We start from the raw sequence: 12,760 nt of genomic DNA, 5'->3' as shown, positions 1-12,760 counted from the left end.
TATGGATGAAGTGCAAAATCCTTTGTTGACCCTGCACTGGGGAAAAATGTCTTGTTTATGATGGGCGTCCTTTGCGGAGGCCTGATATTCGGCACTGCTGCAGGATTTGTGTCTATGGTTCCTTATATGATGAAAGATGTTTACCATTTAAGTACTGCGGCAATTGGAAGCGGGATTATGTTCCCCGGGACAATGAGCGTCATCATCTTCGGTTACATTGGAGGATGGCTTGTTGATCGGAAAGGTTCTTTATATGTGCTGACCATTGGGATTGCATTGATGTCTTCCAGTTTTTTAATCGCTGCCTTTTTCATAGATGCGACACCTTGGCTCATGACCGTTATCATCGTTTTTATTTTTGGGGGGCTCTCCTTCACAAAAACGGTTATATCTACAATGGTATCTGGCAGTTTGAAACAAAAGGAAGCCGGCGCCGGAATGAGTCTGCTTAATTTTACGAGCTTTTTATCAGAGGGAACGGGTATTTCGATTGCAGGCGGTTTATTATCGACCCGCTTGCTGGATCAAAGGCTTGCTGCCTGTTAACGCTGATCATTCCGCTTATTTGTACAGTAATATGCTCATTCTTTTTGCAGGAATCATCGTTATGAGCTGGCTGGTAACCATGAATATCTATAAACGTTCGCGAAGAAATGACTAAAAAGGGAAAAGGATCAAACTTGATAAAAGTTTTGATCCTTTTTTTGAGGAGCTTCCTTATTCCCGAAACCTTTTGTCGATCAATGAAAGGGGAGTTAAAGTGAATTACATTTATAAGAAAAAGGAAAAGAAAAATGGAAATTGTATCATTTCAATCAGAGATAAATGGGAGAATGCACTTATTGAGTTTGAACAAAAAAATAATCAAATTGAGATCGTGATCAATTATCGTAACGAGAAAACAACCAAGTTTTCACTGCCAATCGAGACTTTTGAGAAAGTGTATGAGGATATTAAAATAGGCCGGAGAGAAAGTTAATCATTCTGTTTAAAAATGACCATGATGTTCGTAAGCAGTATGGTTTTAACACGCATTTGGATTTCCCTGGAAAAGTAAAGGTTTTTGGGGATTTATGTTAAAATAATAGTAAGAACCTTGGGCAGCGGACAGGGAGTTTCGTTGCTTTATAAGGAGAGGGAACTATGAATAATATTCACATACTGGGAGCCTCCGGAGTCGGAACTTCAACATTGGGTGTTGCATTATCAAAGCATTTGCCTCATACGCATCTTGATACTGATGATTACTATTGGACAGATAAATTCACTAAGAAAAGAGAAATTCCTGAAAGAAGAAAGTTGCTTGAAAAAGACTTGACAATAAATGAGAAATGGATTCTTTCTGGCGCAGTGTGCGGCTGGGGCGATGATCTAAAAAGTTACTTTGACCTTGTCATCTTCTTATGGATTCCGCAAGATATACGGCTTGAGAGATTAAGGCATAGGGAATTTCAGCGTTATGGAAACGAAGTGTTAGCCGGCGGCAGTAAATATGAACAATCAAAAACATTTTTAGAGTGGGCTTCTTTATATGATAATGCTGGAATGGAAGTTAGAAGCAAAGCTTTACACGAACATTGGATGGCGGATTTATCTTGTCCATTGCTAAAAATTGAAGGAGATTACTCAGTAAATGAAAGAGTTGATCGTGTCTTGGATTATCTGAATTCTAATTAAACTAACGGATGGAGATAACTGAAAAACCAAAATTCAAAGACAGTTCCGGTAATGGCATTATAACGGAGCTGTTTTTTATACCGCTTTCAGTTTCTCTGTTGTGAAGTGATTTATTTTCGGCAGTATCCCACAATAGAAAAGTGATTTGTTCTTCGTGAGGAAGTTTTTGGTTAAGTTGCAAGAGACGGAACTCCAATGAATAGATACACCCTGAAACCTGTCCAGCCAGCGTTTAAGCTGGTTACGATTGAGTGAAAAGCCATTGCCGCCGGCAAAGACAATACCTGGAATGAAAAGTATTGCAGGGAAAGCTAATTTGGTCATTTACCGTGAAAATACGGAAGGCTTTTACGCTGGCCGAAATATGTATGGCAGGTAACCCCGAAAGTGGCTGTATTGACTGGAGTTTTCACTAAAAAGGCGATTACACGTATTGCGCATGCAGCCTTTCAAAGTGCGATGGAACGCCGTAAGAAGGTTACATGGCTCGGGACTCTTTTTGAATACGTGCCGAGAAGTGGCGGAACACTGAAGTGGATGATTATCATATCGATGCAATGACGGTACATTTAGTTCGTCGGCAGCTTGGGGCTTGCACTGTCAATTAATACAAATGGGAAAGCAGGCAATGGCCCAGGCTGCTCAAGGTTCGGCACCTGACATTGCAGGGAAAATATTGCGAATCCTATCGGTATTATACTTTCAACTGCTATGTTGTTTGAATGGCTCAGTACACAGTATCGTGATAAAAAGCTGAAAGAAGCAGCGGAATTAATAGAAAACTCACTTCGGGAAACCGTGAAGGCAGGAATCAAAATGGGGGATCTTAGCGGTCAATCATCAACGTCCGACTTTGCAGAAGCAATTGCAGAAAGGATCGGACGTTAAGGCGGAAAATAAGAGGTGAGAAGCAGATCATCAAAACGCAATAGGACACCTCAATTTAGATTTTCAGTAAGAACAGCTCTGCTCATTAAAAAACTCAATTCGTAGATTAGTGGCATCAATAATGCTGCAGATCGGGTTAGTAACTTAAAGAGGAAGGGATGAGAACCCTTCCTTAAAACCTTTAATTCCTCTAATTTCATTGTAAGGTATATTACTTTTTTGAGATGGGTATCCAAATTTCACTTTTAAAAGATGGCGATGTTACATCTTTATGCTCATTCCACAGGATTTCTGGGCCTTCAATTTGTTCATAATGTGACGATGGAAACCATTCGGAATAAATCCGCCCCCATACTTCCTGCAGTGCATCCGGAAATGATCCGGCTGCTTCGAATACAGCCCACGTTGAGGCAGGGACTTCAAGCTGTGATAGGTGATTTGGGCAATGTTTCGTTGTGGCTGCGCCAATATAGTGATCAAGCTCTCCGTTTTCCTCTGTCCGGCCTTCAGAAAAGTTCGTGGATGCACTAATGAGTCCTACAGGCGCTACATTAGAAAGCTCTTTTAGTTGTTTGATTGCTGCTTCATCTAAACTTTCCCACATCGATGCAATGTCAGGATTCACTCCTTTGAACAAAATAGGGACTCTTTTTTTAATGCCGACGATGCGAAATGCCTCTTTTTCTTCAATGCGATAGTTCATTTCATTTCCTCCTTTGATTGATAACTGGAAGGTCATTCGCGGATAAGCTTTAAGTGAATGGCCATTATGTTTAGCTTCTGATGGGCTTATGCCATGCAGATTTTGAAATGCTCGTGCGAAAGAATCTGGTGAGTGATAACCGTATTTTATGGCCATATCAATCACCTTTACGCTGCTGTCTTTAAGTTCAAAAGCTGCAAGAGTAAGACGTCTGCGACGAATATATTCCGATAATGAAATACCTGTAAGGAAGGAAAACATCCTTTTAAAATGATATTCAGAGCAGAAAGCAAGCCTTGCTGCTTCTTTAAAATCAATATCGTTCGTGAGGTTTTCTTCAATATACGTTAATGCGCTATTCATCCTTTTAAGCGAATCCATTTATTTGACCTCCTTTAACAAAAGAATAACAGGAGCGAAATGTATCTGCCCGACATTTCGTGCACAGTTTTGCAGGATAACTTATATGTAATAAATTAAGTAATTCACCTGTATTTGTACAGATAAAGAAAACACCTCATAACTGCTTGGGGTTGCATAAGATGAAAGAAAGTTATCATTGTTTTATATTGAAAAAAATAGAAAAAGCCGAGTTTTCTTGTTGGAGGGGTTTACTATCAATCAATTGAAAGTTGCTTACGCAGAGGTAGATAAAAAATTTTAGTTATGTCGAGAACGGTGTTCACCTTCACTGCTTGTTCAATTAGAGGAAGTGATTCTTCCTTAAGGGAGATCACTTTTTCTTATTCGACGAAAGCAGCAGTTCAGCGGAAGATGGAGAAATATCAGTTGACTTACTTGAATACTGAATAGGTGTAAAGTGGTTATTCATACGGATTGAAAAAGAAGAACACGCAGCAGATTCACTTGCTCTTGTTTGGGGCAAGTGTTGACAACCCTATACTGGTTTAATTAAAAAGGAGTATAAAACCTGTATCAATGGTGTTACTAGATATCTGCGACACAGGTTTTATATGTAGGTAACTAATATTCTGATATATGTAACATTGCATTTTTTATTATGCAATAGTTCACTCTATTTCTGCTTTCAATTTTTCGAACCACTCTAAATTAACCAAGTGATGTGAACGGGAATTTTCATTCATACGGCGAAAGTAATTGATTGTGCCGGGAATTTCTTGAGTGATGGACAGGTATTCGTCAAGGAGCTCGATTCGAGTTTTAGTCTGATCGATTTGTGATTGGATCAGATCCAGTAATTTATTTTTGTCGAATTCATCGGCAAAGAGTAACGCTCCATAAAATTGCAGGTTCACATATTCCGATTTGGTGCCGTATTTGATCATTAATTTTTCGAATTCTGCCCTTCCCGATTCTGTGACTTTAAAGTTACGGATTTCACGCCCGCCGGTTGAGGGTTTCTGCTGAATCTGTTCAATCAAACACTTTTCTTCAAGTTGCTGCAGATTGTAATAAAATGAACCTTTCGTGAAGTTAACGATGTACTTGTAATGACGTTTTTCCATTAAGGCCAGAAGTTCATAGCCGTGAGCTCCGGGGTTTTGGATGAGCAAGCCAAGGATAAGTAAGGGAATCATGGTTTCATCACCTTCGCCATCCGCGCCTCAAATTCCGCGTACGTGATTTTACCCGAAGCCAAATCCATACTATGAAGGTAAATCTGTTCTGTTTTAGAATAGTCACCATTCACTTTCAGTGATTGCTCCTCTCCCGAAATGGGTTTCAGGATATGGTGCTTTTTCGAAAAAGCCTCGAAATAGCGGTAACCGAATTTGCGTTGTGAAGCTGCGTCTAAATGAATGCCATCAGGATTCGCAGTCAAACCTGCTGCAGTAACAAAATAACAATTCTCTTGTTCATCAGCAAAACGCAGCAATTGTTCATTAACCTGTCGAAATTCAGTCGCGTGCTGTCCAAAACCAGTCTTCCCAAGAAAGTCACCAAGCCCTCCAATAATCAACGGTACCTCATCTAATTCCAACTCGTTTCTTAGCGTCCCGATGATAAGAGTTAATTTCTCGTAATAAGTTTCATGCAGCGAACGATAACTGTCACTCTCACCTTGATGCCAAAGAATTCCGCAAATTTGACTGGACTGGAGGGCGAAGCGGGCTTCGGACAAAGCATGCTGAAAAAGGATGCCTTCCGGATGCCAGTCATTCAATGAACTGCCGCCTTCCGCACAAGGGACCAAGCCAATTTCTTCATCGGGATGAGCTTTCGACCATGCATCTGCAAAAGATGCCGCCAGGCCAACGCCGGAAACCGGACGATCATAATTAATCGGCTCTGTCATCATCTGCCACTGTCCATTGCGCAGCATTTTTATTTTTTCATTATAGATAGGGTCTACTTCATTCAAAAATCCACGGCCCGCCATATTCGACTGCCCCAACATTAAAAAAGACTTTATCATCTAATTTTTCACTTCTTTACATCAATATTTTAGTCTAATTAGACTATAGTCAATTCAGCTTGTCTTGTAAAGTTTCAACTAGGTTTTATTTTTATTATTAGTATGTATGAAAAACAAACTAACATTGAAAATTTGGTGGATGTATTTGAGAATTAGCAAGTTCTTTTGCTTTAGGTCTTGATAAACAATGAAAAAACAACAAAAACCCTGTGATGTAAGGGTTCCTATGAGGTTCAAAATCATTTTTCATAGGAAATACATTCAATGATGGGGGTGTAGCCCAAATGAAATGGATTGTTAAAAAGGGAGGGCTATGTTGAAGGGGTTAAATATCAATGAAAAATTATTAAAAAGGTTAACGATTGTACCAATTCTATTCATTTGTTATGTTTTATCTTTAAATCCTGAAGTTATACTTGAAGAGCAATGTCCTAAAATGCAGAAAAAGCCGGGATGTCAGATCCGGCTTTTCGCTCACTTTCCCTTCTTCTTCCGCTTCTCCTTCTCCGCCCGATAAAACTCATGAAACATCTTCATCAATGCGCGTTTTTCAATCCGCGACACATAACTCCTTGAAATGCCGAGCTCCTTTGCGATCTCGCGCTGCGTTTTTTCTTTTTTTAAATCAAGCCCGAAGCGGCCGACGATGACTTCTTTTTCGCGGTCGTCTAAAATGTCGATATATTTTTTGACCTTTTCAAGTTCCATGTTGAGCTGAATGGTGTCGATCACATCTTCGCTTTCCGACTTGAGGACATCGATCAGGCTTATTTCATTCCCTTCTTTATCCTGGCCGATCGGATCATGAAGGGAGACGTCTTTTTTCGTTTTTTTCAATGCGCGCAGATGCATTAAAATCTCATTTTCAATACATCGTGCGGCATATGTGGCAAGCTTCGTGCCTTTTCCGGCTGAGTAGCTTTCAATTCCTTTAATCAGCCCGATTGTACCTATGGAGATCAGATCTTCTGCGTCTTCTCCCGTGTTTTCGAATTTTTTTACAATATGGGCGACCAAACGGAGATTATGTTCAATCAGCATATTGCGGGCGTGTTCATCGCCTTCAGCCATAAGGTCTAAGTATTTTTTCTCCTCACTATTTGAGAGCGGTTGTGGAAAGGCATTATTTTTCACGTATGATACTAAAAACACGAGTTCTTTCACAATAAACCCGAGCGCTGCAAAAACACCTGTCACCATCCTCACCTCCACAAAGTTATGTAGGCAAAAGCCTATATGTAACTGTATGTGGCAGTCAGGCTGTTTGTGTCTGTACAGGGAAATTAATCAAAATCGGGTTTTATTTCTTACAGCCTCTTGATTTTTGCTGATTGAGCCTGTATATTGTTAAAAAAAGTAAGGGTGAAAACAATATAACCGAAAAGCGCTGAAGAGACGAGTAGACAGATATCATTCATGACAGAGAGCTCCGGGAGCTGTGAAGGAGTATGAATGGATGTGTTGAAACAAACCTCTTAGCTTCGCATCGGAATCATGCAACACGACGATGATGCGGCGGATACTCCTGTTACCGAGTAAGCTTTGTACCCGGCTTAGGCCGGCACCAAACCGAATTGAGGTGGCATAGCGGGCTGTTTCCCGTCCTCAAGACTTTATTGTCTTGAGGGCGTTTTTTATTTTTAAGGGAGGGATAAGATGAAAAACCTGAAGTCTTGGCGGTACCCGATGCTTCTGTTAACCGGAATCGGGATAGCAAATATTGGTGAATGGATTTATTTTTTGTCTCTTAATCTTATTGTTTTAAAAGAAACGGGGTCTGCTTTTGCGGTTTCCATCCTTTATTTAATCAGGCCTGCGGCTGTTTTGATGACAAATGGGTGGGCGGGCAGCATCATCGACCGGTGTAACAAACGGAATATGATGATGTCGCTTGATTTCATCCGGGCTGCATTCATTGCCGTTCTGCCGCTGATGTTTACTGTACGGTCTTTGTTTTCCATTTATTGTATCGTGTTTTTGATTCAAATGGCCAATGCGATGTTTCGTCCGTGTTCCATGGCGTATGTGACGATGCTTATTCCGGCTGAAAGGAGAAAACGATTCAATTCACTAAGGGCTTTGTCGGAATCAGGGGCTTTTCTCCTCGGGCCGGCTGCGGCCGGACTGCTTTTTATCGCCGGCACGCCGATTTTTGCGATTTGGGTGAATGCGGCGGCTTTAGTGCTGTCCGGTTTCATCACGATGATGCTGCCGAACCTTGAAAATGGGCCTCACGTACATTCTCCCGCACGGAAGCTTTCTTTGGCAGTGTACAAACAAGATTGGAAGCTCGTCTATCGCTTCAGCCGAACGGCGCGAAACGTCATGATCATTTATTTTTTATTCAGTCTGGTCATGAACGTTATGCTATCCGCGCTTGATTCGCTTGAAGCCGCTTTTGCAAAAGAGGTTCTTCAGCTGACTGATGCCGATTACGGTTTTCTCGTCAGTGTCTCAGGGGCAGGCATTATTGCGGGGGCGCTTGTCAATGTGTTCTTTAATAAAAAAATGCCGGCTTCTTTATTGATGGGAATGGGCTCTTTATTCACAGCGGCCGGATATATGATTTATGCGTTTTCTGACGTTTTTTGGACGGCTGCTTTCGGATTTTTCCTTCTCGCTTTTTTTCTGGCGTTTGCCAATACAGGCTTTCTGACGTTTTATCAAAAGAATGTTCCGGTGGACATCATGGGGAGAGTGGGGAGCTTTTATTCATTAGTCGAAGCTATCTTCATTATAGTGGTAACGGCGGTTTTCGGAGCGGCTTCTGTCAGTTCTTCCGTCCGCGGCATCGTCATCGCAGGCGCTGCTGTTATGCTGGCGTTGGCAGCCGTTTTATGCTCGTTCTTATTTGCGGCCGCAAGAAGGAGGACTCCTGGTGTATTTCAAGCGGATCAATTTAAACAAACATAAAGAGACGGCCGTTTCGTTTGGTGAGGATTCGTTTTTCGTCAGCTTTGGCACGGCGGATCATTTTAATAGGGATGAATATCTCAGGTGGCTGTCATCCCAAATCAAATGCTTTCCCGACGGTTTTATGCTGCTTTTTCATAACGGACAGCCGATCGGACAGCTAGAAGCTTCCATCAAATTTTACCGCAGCCAAAAAATCGGTTATGTGCACCTTTACTATATGACTGAGAAGCAGAGGGGAAGGGGGTGCGGAACGAAACTGATACGCGGATCAGTTTTTCAGAGCGAACGGTGTTTCGGAATATCACCTGAGAGTTTCGCCTGGCAATGAAGCGGCTCTGTCATTTTACAGAAAGAAAAATATGGTAGTGGTCGGTTCAGAATGAGAGGAGCCGTACCGCCGGAATAGGGGGCGGTACGCGCTTCATTTTTTCGTTGTTTTTAAAAGGCCGGGAAACTTCTTATAAATGACCGCCATTAAGACGAGCATATACATTCCGTAAATCCCGAAAGACAGCAGTTTGTTGCTTGTAAATGAAGCGCCTGCGACGGTCACGATCACAATGTTCGGAATTTTGCCGAGCACCGACGCAGAAAAAAAGATCGGCCATCGGATATTACTCAGCCCGCAGACGGTATTCATGGCAAGCGACGGTATAATCGGAATCAGCCGCCCGAAAAGCACCGCCGTAAACGCGTGCTGATGAAATGAATCTTCATATTGGGCCGCTGCCGGGTAAGCCAGCAGCTTTTTTCTGGCCCAGTCTCTGAATCCGTACCGAACGAGAAAAAACAACGCCATTGTTCCGAGCATCGCTCCTGACAATGTAATCCACACCCCGTTTACAATCCCGAAAACCGCTCCGTTTAAGGCCGCGATAATGGCGAATGGAACAATCGGAAAAAATACGTCAGCTGCGACCAGAAGGATACTCATAAGCACGGCGTACATGCCGCCCGCGCGAATCATGCTGAGCCAGACGTCTTTTTGCATAAAGCCGATCATCACGACAGCAATGATGACGGCAAGACTGAATCCCTTTTTTATCATCTGCACGTTCACCTCTTTTCAATTAGTATACAGCACAAATCTATCTCCTTCTATTAAAATAAGCTGTCCGATAAGCGTACTTGTTTATCAGCATTTGCCGTTTGATGAGAAACGGCTGGCACCCGGATTTGGACAAAAACAAGCGGGAAGCGGGTGATGTGCATCATTTGATGCAGAGAATGATTTTTTATAAAAGGGGACACGTTAACAGTAGTGTTTACTGGAGGTGTAAACGTTGAGATGCTTTCATCTGATCATCATGATATGCGTCCTCACGAGTCTCACTGCCGTGTCCGCCGATGCGAAATCTTTAAAAAGAAGTGACATGGAGAAAACGGGAAACGTGTACTGGGATAAAAGGTCTGAAAAAAAGAAACTATCTTTAACCTTCGATGACGGCCCCCATCCTGTCTATACGGAGGCTGTGTTAGACGTGCTGAAACAGCACAATGTTAAAGCAACCTTTTTTTGTGTCGGGAGCCGTATAGACAAATACCCCATAACGGCAAAACGCATCGTTGAAGAAGGGCATGAAATCGGCAACCATACGATGAACCATGTTTATTTTCACCGTCTGAAACGCAAAGACATTTTACAAGAGCTTCACAGCTCAGCGCATCATATCACATCGCTGCAGCCGGAAGGGGACAAGTTATTCCGCCCGCCGGGAGGGTCGCTGAATCATACGGCTTTCAAAAGCATCTTAAAAGAGGGTTATCATATCATCATGTGGTCATGGAATCAAGATCCGAGGGACTGGAAAAGGCCCGGGAAAGGAAAAATCGTCAGGCACGTTGTTTCACATGCCAGAGATGGAGATATCGTTCTTCTGCATGACGGCGGAGGAAACCGGCGCCAGACGGTTGAGGCTTTGAAAGAAATCATTCCAAAGCTGAAAAAGCAGGGCTACACGTTTGTTAAGGTTTCGGATTTGATCGGACAGGATTCCGGTCCTTTTCATATCCAGTAAAGAGAGCGCCGCGTTGAAAGCCGCCAAAGAGATGTGTACCATAGGAGGTAAGGTTTGGGGGGAGAGAAAATGAAGTTTGCTGTTCTTTTTATTACGATAATCTGTCTGTTATCAGGATGCGCCGCGGGCAAAGAAAAAAGTGTTGTCGCGTTCGGCGACAGCAATACGCGCGGTTCCAACTGGGATTATCGTGATTATCCGAAGGCGCAGCAGTGGGTAAACATTTTAAAAACAGCGGAACGCGGCCGTCTTACGGTTATAAATGCGGGAATAGGCGGCCAGACGACTGAGGATGCGCGCCTGCGTTTTCAAAGCGACGTGCTGGACCGTAAGCCCCAATATTTATTTATCATGTTCGGAACAAATGATGCGGGCATTTTGACGGGCGATCAGCCGCGGGTATCAAAGAAACGGTTTAAAGAAAACCTGACTTATTTCATAAACGAAAGCAGAAATCACGGCATAAAGCCGATTTTAATGACGTGCATCCCGGTTATAGAAGGAAACGGAACGCATCATCTCTATTACTATTCGAGATATAAAGCCTCAGCCTTTAAAGAAAAAGGCGGCGCGAGAAAATGGCATAATTCCTATAACGGCGTTACGAGGCAGGTTGCAGCTGAGTTGAAAGTGCCGCTGGTGGATAACTGGAAACACTTTATACGCGCGGACGGCGGCAAAGATACAGACCGGGCGCTGATCCAATCCGGACTGATAGATCCCTCCGGAAATCATATGACGCCAAAAGGCGCCAGAATCTTAATTGAAGGCATAAAAAATGGGCGGGTTTTGGAACGCTGACGCCGTCAGCTGCCTAAACCGTTTTGCTTCTGCTTCATAGGCTGTAGAAAAACATCTTTTTGGAGGCGATTGCTATGAACCGCGGTTTCCCTCCGCAATATCCTGTATGCCCGCCTCCTCGGGTGAATGCGGGGTACTGGTACGCATTTTTTGTTGTGCTGCTCGTCGTCATTCTCGTCCTGGGCGGTCTGTATTGGTTCAATATATAGCAGCTGTCCTCTTAAACACCTCTATTTTAGGGGTGTTTTTTGTTGAAAGTGGTAGTAATGCGCATAACCGAAGTGATATAATATCAGTCATCTGAGTAAAAAAAGGAAATTCGCCCGGGAACTTTTTTCTGTTTAAGAAGAAACGGAAATAATGTGTCCGAGCGATCTTCTTTTGATTTCGTTTTCAATTAACTCGATAAATTCACGGCTCAAATTCATTTCATTGGCTTTGAAATAAGATTCTATTAGTAATTCATCAGAAAGCTTTCTCATGCCGGGGACCCAATTAATGGGAGTGGCACCTCCTTATAATTGTAATCAATCATCAGACGCAAGCATATGATGGAAGGTTGCGTTTCAATCATGGTGAGGTTATCTTTAATCTACCATGAAATACAAATAAGAACAATCGTTCTGTTATCCACACTCGTAAGTGGATAACTTGTTAGTATCTTGTTTATAATTTGGATAAATCCGGATGTAATAAGAGTGGATAATGTGTGTAATTTTATCCACAACTGGTGAAGAAACCCAATTTTTGTCGAAATTTTTTTACTGAGTCCGACTTTGTTTTTAAATCTGACAGGTTTCGACATATAGATGATAGAAAGAAAAGGAAGGGTGCGGGTTTTGTTAAAAAAGTTTTTTTTACCTGACGAATTTGTGAAAAATATATTTCATATCACACCGGAAAAGCTCAAAGAACGCAATGTGAAAGGGATTATTACAGACCTTGACAACACGCTTGTGGAGTGGGACAGACCGAGTGCGACACCTCGATTAATCGAGTGGTTTGAAGAAATGAAGGAGCACGGCATTAAAGTCACGATCGTCTCCAATAATAATGAACGAAGAGTGAAATTATTCTCGGAGCCGCTTGGCATACCGTTTATTTATAAGGCAAGAAAACCGATGGGACGCGCCTTTAAAAGAGCCGTCAGCAGCATGGATCTGAAAAAAGAAGACTGTGTGGTCATCGGCGATCAGCTGCTTACTGATGTTCTCGGCGGAAACAGAAACGGGTATCATACGATCCTCGTCGTGCCTGTCGCTTCCTCTGACGGAGTCATGACGCGCTTTAACCGCCGGATTGAACGGAGAATATTGAGTTCTTTGAAACGTAAAGGCCATATTCAGTGGGAGGATTAGA

15 protein-coding genes and 2 pseudogenes are annotated in these 12,760 nt (G+C 42.5%); 10 read left to right on the top strand and 7 right to left on the bottom strand.

Features of this window, described 5'->3' with window-relative positions; genetic code table 11:
- Window positions 1-21 precede the first annotated feature (21 nt).
- The 3 genes and pseudogenes from NQS30_RS05495 to NQS30_RS05485 all read left to right on the top strand — a co-directional run.
- A pseudogene (locus NQS30_RS05495) lies at window positions 22-661 on the top strand (MFS transporter); the annotation flags it as partial.
- Between the two features lie 99 nt (window positions 662-760).
- Window positions 761-979, top strand: a complete 219-nt coding sequence (locus tag NQS30_RS05490; RefSeq protein WP_015240260.1) for a hypothetical protein — start codon at window positions 761-763, stop codon at window positions 977-979.
- A gap of 164 nt (window positions 980-1,143) precedes the next feature.
- The gene (locus NQS30_RS05485; protein WP_015240259.1) at window positions 1,144-1,677 is read left to right on the top strand and encodes an ATP-binding protein; all 534 of its coding nucleotides are present in this window, start codon (window positions 1,144-1,146) and stop codon (window positions 1,675-1,677) included.
- Window position 1,678: 1 nt separating this feature from the next.
- Here the strand turns inward: NQS30_RS05485 and NQS30_RS05480 are convergent, their stop codons facing one another.
- The gene (locus NQS30_RS05480) at window positions 1,679-1,858 is read right to left on the bottom strand and encodes a hypothetical protein (RefSeq protein ID WP_041482021.1); all 180 of its coding nucleotides are present in this window, start codon (window positions 1,856-1,858) and stop codon (window positions 1,679-1,681) included.
- 87 nt (window positions 1,859-1,945) lie between these two features.
- Between NQS30_RS05480 and NQS30_RS05475 the strand changes: the two are divergent.
- Window positions 1,946-2,565 (top strand): annotated as a pseudogene (locus NQS30_RS05475) (isocitrate/isopropylmalate family dehydrogenase); the annotation flags it as partial.
- A gap of 211 nt (window positions 2,566-2,776) precedes the next feature.
- On the opposite strand, the gene NQS30_RS05470 reads toward NQS30_RS05475, so the two are convergent.
- From NQS30_RS05470 to sigK, 4 genes are all read right to left on the bottom strand, one after another.
- Window positions 2,777-3,649 carry an AraC family transcriptional regulator gene (locus NQS30_RS05470; RefSeq protein ID WP_015240256.1) on the bottom strand — a complete coding sequence of 291 codons (873 nt, stop codon included), beginning with the start codon at window positions 3,647-3,649 and terminating at the stop codon, window positions 2,777-2,779.
- 650 nt (window positions 3,650-4,299) lie between these two features.
- On the bottom strand, window positions 4,300-4,827 hold the full coding sequence (locus NQS30_RS05465; RefSeq protein ID WP_043021651.1) for a PadR family transcriptional regulator: 528 nt from the start codon (window positions 4,825-4,827) through the stop codon (window positions 4,300-4,302).
- Window positions 4,824-5,666 carry a sialate O-acetylesterase gene (locus NQS30_RS05460; RefSeq protein ID WP_069007156.1) on the bottom strand — a complete coding sequence of 281 codons (843 nt, stop codon included), beginning with the start codon at window positions 5,664-5,666 and terminating at the stop codon, window positions 4,824-4,826. Before NQS30_RS05460 ends, NQS30_RS05465 begins: the two co-directional genes overlap by 4 nt.
- Before the next feature lie 474 nt (window positions 5,667-6,140).
- A complete protein-coding gene (gene sigK / locus NQS30_RS05455; RefSeq protein WP_020956104.1) occupies window positions 6,141-6,866 on the bottom strand; it encodes an RNA polymerase sporulation sigma factor SigK in 726 nt (241 codons plus the stop codon).
- 456 nt (window positions 6,867-7,322) lie between these two features.
- Between sigK and NQS30_RS05450 the strand changes: the two genes are divergently transcribed.
- Together NQS30_RS05450 and NQS30_RS05445 are read left to right on the top strand one after the other, a co-directional pair.
- Window positions 7,323-8,579, top strand: a complete 1,257-nt coding sequence (locus NQS30_RS05450) for an MFS transporter (protein WP_167340758.1) — start codon at window positions 7,323-7,325, stop codon at window positions 8,577-8,579.
- Complete coding sequence (locus NQS30_RS05445; RefSeq protein ID WP_232603433.1) at window positions 8,545-8,910, top strand: GNAT family N-acetyltransferase; 366 nt, start codon at window positions 8,545-8,547, stop codon at window positions 8,908-8,910. The genes NQS30_RS05450 and NQS30_RS05445 overlap by 35 nt, the downstream gene beginning before the upstream one ends.
- 93 nt (window positions 8,911-9,003) lie before the next feature.
- Here the strand turns inward: NQS30_RS05445 and NQS30_RS05440 are convergent, their stop codons facing one another.
- Window positions 9,004-9,630 carry a TVP38/TMEM64 family protein gene (locus tag NQS30_RS05440; protein WP_012118035.1) on the bottom strand — a complete coding sequence of 209 codons (627 nt, stop codon included), beginning with the start codon at window positions 9,628-9,630 and terminating at the stop codon, window positions 9,004-9,006.
- Window positions 9,631-9,865: 235 nt separating this feature from the next.
- On the opposite strand from NQS30_RS05440, the gene NQS30_RS05435 reads away from it, so the two are divergent.
- The 3 genes from NQS30_RS05435 to NQS30_RS05425 all read left to right on the top strand — a co-directional run bounded on the left by NQS30_RS05435 (window position 9,866) and on the right by NQS30_RS05425 (window position 11,610).
- Window positions 9,866-10,600, top strand: a complete 735-nt coding sequence (locus tag NQS30_RS05435; protein WP_007408252.1) for a polysaccharide deacetylase family protein — start codon at window positions 9,866-9,868, stop codon at window positions 10,598-10,600.
- A gap of 69 nt (window positions 10,601-10,669) precedes the next feature.
- Window positions 10,670-11,401, top strand: coding sequence for an SGNH/GDSL hydrolase family protein (locus tag NQS30_RS05430; protein ID WP_007408253.1), 732 nt, complete (start codon window positions 10,670-10,672; stop codon window positions 11,399-11,401).
- Window positions 11,402-11,475: 74 nt separating this feature from the next.
- Entirely contained in the window at window positions 11,476-11,610 is a 135-nt protein-coding gene (locus NQS30_RS05425) for a hypothetical protein (protein ID WP_003152848.1), read from the top strand.
- A 132-nt stretch (window positions 11,611-11,742) separates the two neighbouring features.
- On the opposite strand, the gene sda is transcribed toward NQS30_RS05425, so the two are convergent.
- Window positions 11,743-11,883, bottom strand: coding sequence for a sporulation histidine kinase inhibitor Sda (gene sda / locus NQS30_RS05420; protein WP_003152850.1), 141 nt, complete (start codon window positions 11,881-11,883; stop codon window positions 11,743-11,745).
- 357 nt (window positions 11,884-12,240) lie between these two features.
- On the opposite strand from sda, the gene NQS30_RS05415 reads away from it, so the two are divergent.
- Complete coding sequence (locus NQS30_RS05415; protein WP_007408254.1) at window positions 12,241-12,759, top strand: YqeG family HAD IIIA-type phosphatase; 519 nt, start codon at window positions 12,241-12,243, stop codon at window positions 12,757-12,759.
- Window position 12,760: the final 1 nt, after the last annotated feature.

It is taken from the genome of Bacillus sp. B1(2022) (assembly GCF_040259625.1).
Lineage (GTDB): Bacteria > Bacillota > Bacilli > Bacillales > Bacillaceae > Bacillus > Bacillus velezensis.
This window is presented reverse-complemented; position numbering and strand designations above follow the sequence as displayed.

Bases quoted from the DNA above. Each gene is read 5' to 3' on its own strand.
- NQS30_RS05485 (WP_015240259.1), top strand. From the start codon at position 1,144: ATGAATAATATTCACATACTGGGAGCCTCCGGAGTCGGAACTTCAACA.
- NQS30_RS05470 (WP_015240256.1), bottom strand. From the start codon at position 3,649: ATGGATTCGCTTAAAAGGATGAATAGCGCATTAACGTATATTGAAGAA.
- NQS30_RS05465 (WP_043021651.1), bottom strand. From the start codon at position 4,827: ATGATTCCCTTACTTATCCTTGGCTTGCTCATCCAAAACCCCGGAGCT.
- NQS30_RS05460 (WP_069007156.1), bottom strand. From the start codon at position 5,666: ATGATAAAGTCTTTTTTAATGTTGGGGCAGTCGAATATGGCGGGCCGT.
- sigK (WP_020956104.1), bottom strand. From the start codon at position 6,866: ATGGTGACAGGTGTTTTTGCAGCGCTCGGGTTTATTGTGAAAGAACTC.
- NQS30_RS05450 (WP_167340758.1), top strand. From the start codon at position 7,323: ATGAAAAACCTGAAGTCTTGGCGGTACCCGATGCTTCTGTTAACCGGA.
- NQS30_RS05440 (WP_012118035.1), bottom strand. From the start codon at position 9,630: ATGATAAAAAAGGGATTCAGTCTTGCCGTCATCATTGCTGTCGTGATG.
- NQS30_RS05430 (WP_007408253.1), top strand. From the start codon at position 10,670: ATGAAGTTTGCTGTTCTTTTTATTACGATAATCTGTCTGTTATCAGGA.
- NQS30_RS05425 (WP_003152848.1), top strand. From the start codon at position 11,476: ATGAACCGCGGTTTCCCTCCGCAATATCCTGTATGCCCGCCTCCTCGG.
- sda (WP_003152850.1), bottom strand. From the start codon at position 11,883: ATGAGAAAGCTTTCTGATGAATTACTAATAGAATCTTATTTCAAAGCC.